This is a genomic window from Okeania sp. (assembly GCF_983059655.1).
Window position 1 is genome coordinate 1 of sequence record NZ_CEZPJD010000779.1, and the last position, 3,731, is coordinate 3,731.

Sequence of the window (3,731 nt, forward strand, 5' to 3'; positions counted from 1 at the left end):
ACAGATATTAACAATTAAACATTCCCAGCGCTTACATCTTGTCCGGAACAGGTGTACCTCACCGAAAAATTTGGGTAGTTGCGCTTCCTCTTTATAAGAGGATAAAAAAAAGAAGATTCCGTATTTCAAGCCTTCTTATTGCAGAGGTACTGATCGGGGCTGTTTCATTCTAAATTGTGCCATTTTATGTGTTGACGAAACCACGTTATTTCAAGCTTGAGGTAATTTATCTTTCGCTGTCTAAAAACCAATCAATTCATTGCTAAAATCTAGAATTAAATGACCCTGGGTACTGATAACTGATAACGCAGTTCCCCCCATAGGAGGCTAACTGTTAACTAAAATGACCTCTGTAGAAAGCGGATAAAAAGCTGTCGAGATATGGCAAGAAGACCTCGCCATATAATCGACTAAGAGAAAGAGAATATTTCAGATTTCAATCCCAATGCTTTAGAAGAAGGTACTGATAACTGATAACTGTTAACTGATAACTGAAATGACTTTCCCTCAAGCAGAAAGTGCTAATTTAAGAGAATAGATGTCACTATATTTATTTTGAATGTAACGAATAAATGGGTCAATACTTAAAGATTTACCTGTTACTCTATCAATTAGTTCATTAGCAGTATATTTACGACCATGTTGATAAATATTATGCTTTAACCATTTATGCAAAAGAGTAAAATTACCCTGTTCAATAGCAACAGTAATTTCGGGATTAGATTTCACTGCAGTTTCATAAATTTGAGCAGCAATTAAATTACCCAAAGTATAGCCTTGAAACATTCCCCCAATCATTTCACCATACCAATGCACATCTTGCATTACTCCCTCACTATCATTAGCAGGAACTATACCTAAATCTTTTTTGTAGCGTTCATTCCAGGCTTCAGGAAGGTCACAAACAGCTAACTTACCCTCTAACATGGCCAACTCTAAATCGAATCGAATCATCACATGGAGATTGTAAGTTACTTCATCAGCATCAGTACGAATGGGTGACTTAATAACCTTATTAACAGCCTGATAAAATTCTGAAACCGACACACAACTGAGTTGTTTAAGAAAAATACCCTGTAGTTGGGGATAAAAACATTCCCAAAAACCTCGACTACGTCCCACCATATTCTCCCATAATCGGGATTGACTTTCATGGATACCGCTGGAAGTTCCTTCAGCAAGGGGTGTTCCCTCTAATTCCAGAGCAATACCTTGCTCATAGAGAGCATGACCTACTTCGTGAATTGTACTAAATAGAGCTTCGGTAAAGTTATCTTCATACACCCGAGTCGTAATACGAACATCCCCAATGGAAAAGCTACAAGTAAAGGGGTGGGGTGTTTCATCTTGTCTACCTCGTTGAAAGTCGAACCCAATACGGTCTATCACAGTACGTCCAAACTTGAGTTGTTGTTCTTTTGGGTAATATTGGTGGAGGTAAAAATTATTAACAGGTGGGCCAGAGGTAATAGCATCAACTATGGGTAATAAATTTTGACGCAGCTTGCCAAAGAGAGGGCGAAGTATAGAGACTGTCATACCTTCGTCTACAAAGTCAATGAGAGGATCGGCAATATGTTTGTGGGGGAAAAAGCAAGCTAATTCTCGACTTAAGTCTAATGTTTTTTCTAAATATGGTTGTACTAGGGAAAAGTTTTTGAGAGATTTAGCTTTCACCCATGCTTCGTAGGCGGTAGCTTGATGTTGGCAAAATTTGGCCATGAATTCTGAAGGGACTCGGATGGCACGCTCGTAGTCTCGGCGAGTAACACGGATCAGGCTAGCTGCAGTGGAGTCGTAGGGGAGCCCTTGTTCGCAAGGGCGGAGGTCTTCGAGGAGTTGACCTATGGATGGGTGGGTAAATTTTTCATGGGCAATTTCTTTGAGGGTTGCTATTTGTCGGCCTCTGGCAGAAGTTCCTCCGGTGGGCATATAGGTTGTTTGGTCCCAGTTTAGTACGGAGGCGGCAGTTTCTAGGTCTCGTATTTGGATAAGACTGTTTTTGAGTTCTAGATATTTTGGCTCACAAGTAGTAATAGTTGACATGATGGCTAGATTATGTTGTGTGGGTGATGTTTATTTAATGTTTTTATTTATTTAGGTGGGGTGTTATATATTGGTCAATCATAAGGAGTCTTCTAGTTAATTCTACTTAAGTATATGAACTTTTTACTAAAAAAACTGTGTCTAAAGTCTCTCTATTCTAGAGCAGGGCTAGTTTTTAGTCATCAGAGAATATTCATAAAAAATACATTTAATTGTGCTACTGGAGTGGCAGACCTAAAACTCTGTACTCTTAGACGCGGAGACACGGGGATGGGGGAACAGGCAATGGTTTCACCATTTTATGTGAAAGAATTTTCTTGAATTTCAATTGAATATAAAAACCTCCATTACCTTAACTATCCTGACTTTTAGCTTTATTCAGCAAACCCTAACTAAACATTCCTCTCCTGGGAGCAGGGCTGTTTTAAAGTATTGTAAATTTAAGGATTTAGAGAGAATGAGAGATTAGGGAATAGTGGAACAGTAAAATTTGCCAAAATTTGCCGATTTTTCAGCCAATAAGTGTCCCTAAGCCCTGACTAGAATGCTGAAAAGTCAAATTTTAACCATAAATTAAAAGCCTCCATCTCCGTGTCTCCGTGTCTCCGCGTTCCCGTGTCTCTGCGTCCCCGTGTCTCCACGTCCCTGTGTCTATGGATAATGAAACAGCCCTGTCTTTCCAGGAGAAGTTTTTTTAGATTTTTTTCAGCTAATAGTTTTATCTTTTAAAGAAAGAATCACTTTTTAAGGGATAAAACCCATGTATTTAGACCTGGGAGTATGTCAATCTTGTTCTATATTTGATTAAATTGAGAGTAAGCATTTCCTACGGAATGCTGCGCAAACAGCTATTAGCTGTCAGCTAGCCTCCTCCGGAGGAACTGCGTTAACAGCAACAAGATTATCTCCTTAAAAACAGTGTTTAAATCAAAATAGATTTGAAGGACAAAGGAAGCAACTTTTGTAGTAAGACAATTCATAAAGCTTTTACCCTAAACTAAATCCAATAGCTGATAGCTGACTGCTGAATGCTTACAATTGAGACTGTAAGTTTGAAGAAAATTTTAGAGGTGTTTTCTAGAATTTCTCTACTTATTTTTTTTTACTATGTTTGACTATATCTAATATAACAATTACAGCAGTTATAACAATTACAGCAGTTTATGCCCGTTATCAGGTATTTATGTTGATATTTTTAGGGAATAGGGTCATTTCAGTTATCAGTTATCAGTTAACAGTTATCAGTTGTAATGAACAAGCCAAAAATATTTACCCCGTTAGTTGTACCGCATTAGTTTGAAAAATGAATATATCTGAGAAATTAAGGAGAGTGAATGAAGTCAAAAGTTAGAAGTTATTTTTGTAACGGGGATTTAACAAAAATATTACGCCTTAAAAGGCGGGGTTTTAGACCCATATTATTTTGATAAATATAGTGCTACGCGCAAGTTAAAAGTCAAAAGTAATCTATGAATAAATTTGAGCTTTTATAAATGTTCTAATCTATTTGCGTAGTGCTATGTTATTTTTTCTTGATAAGTTTGAGGTGAATTTTTGTGTGGCGATCGCTTGTTATCTATAATTTACTGAATAACTAAGGCTGAGAGGTTATATGAGAAGTCCAATATGCTACATCTAAGCCCATTAAATCGCCCCCTAAATCCCCCAATTTTGGGGGACTTTTA

At 37.4% G+C, this 3,731-nt stretch carries 1 protein-coding gene; it reads right to left on the reverse strand.

The window, feature by feature from the left end; translation table 11 throughout:
- Window positions 1-507 precede the first annotated feature (507 nt).
- A complete protein-coding gene (locus AC3DU7_RS28265) occupies window positions 508-2,046 on the reverse strand; it encodes a carboxypeptidase M32 (protein ID WP_488042584.1) in 1,539 nt (512 codons plus the stop codon).
- Window positions 2,047-3,731: the final 1,685 nt, after the last annotated feature.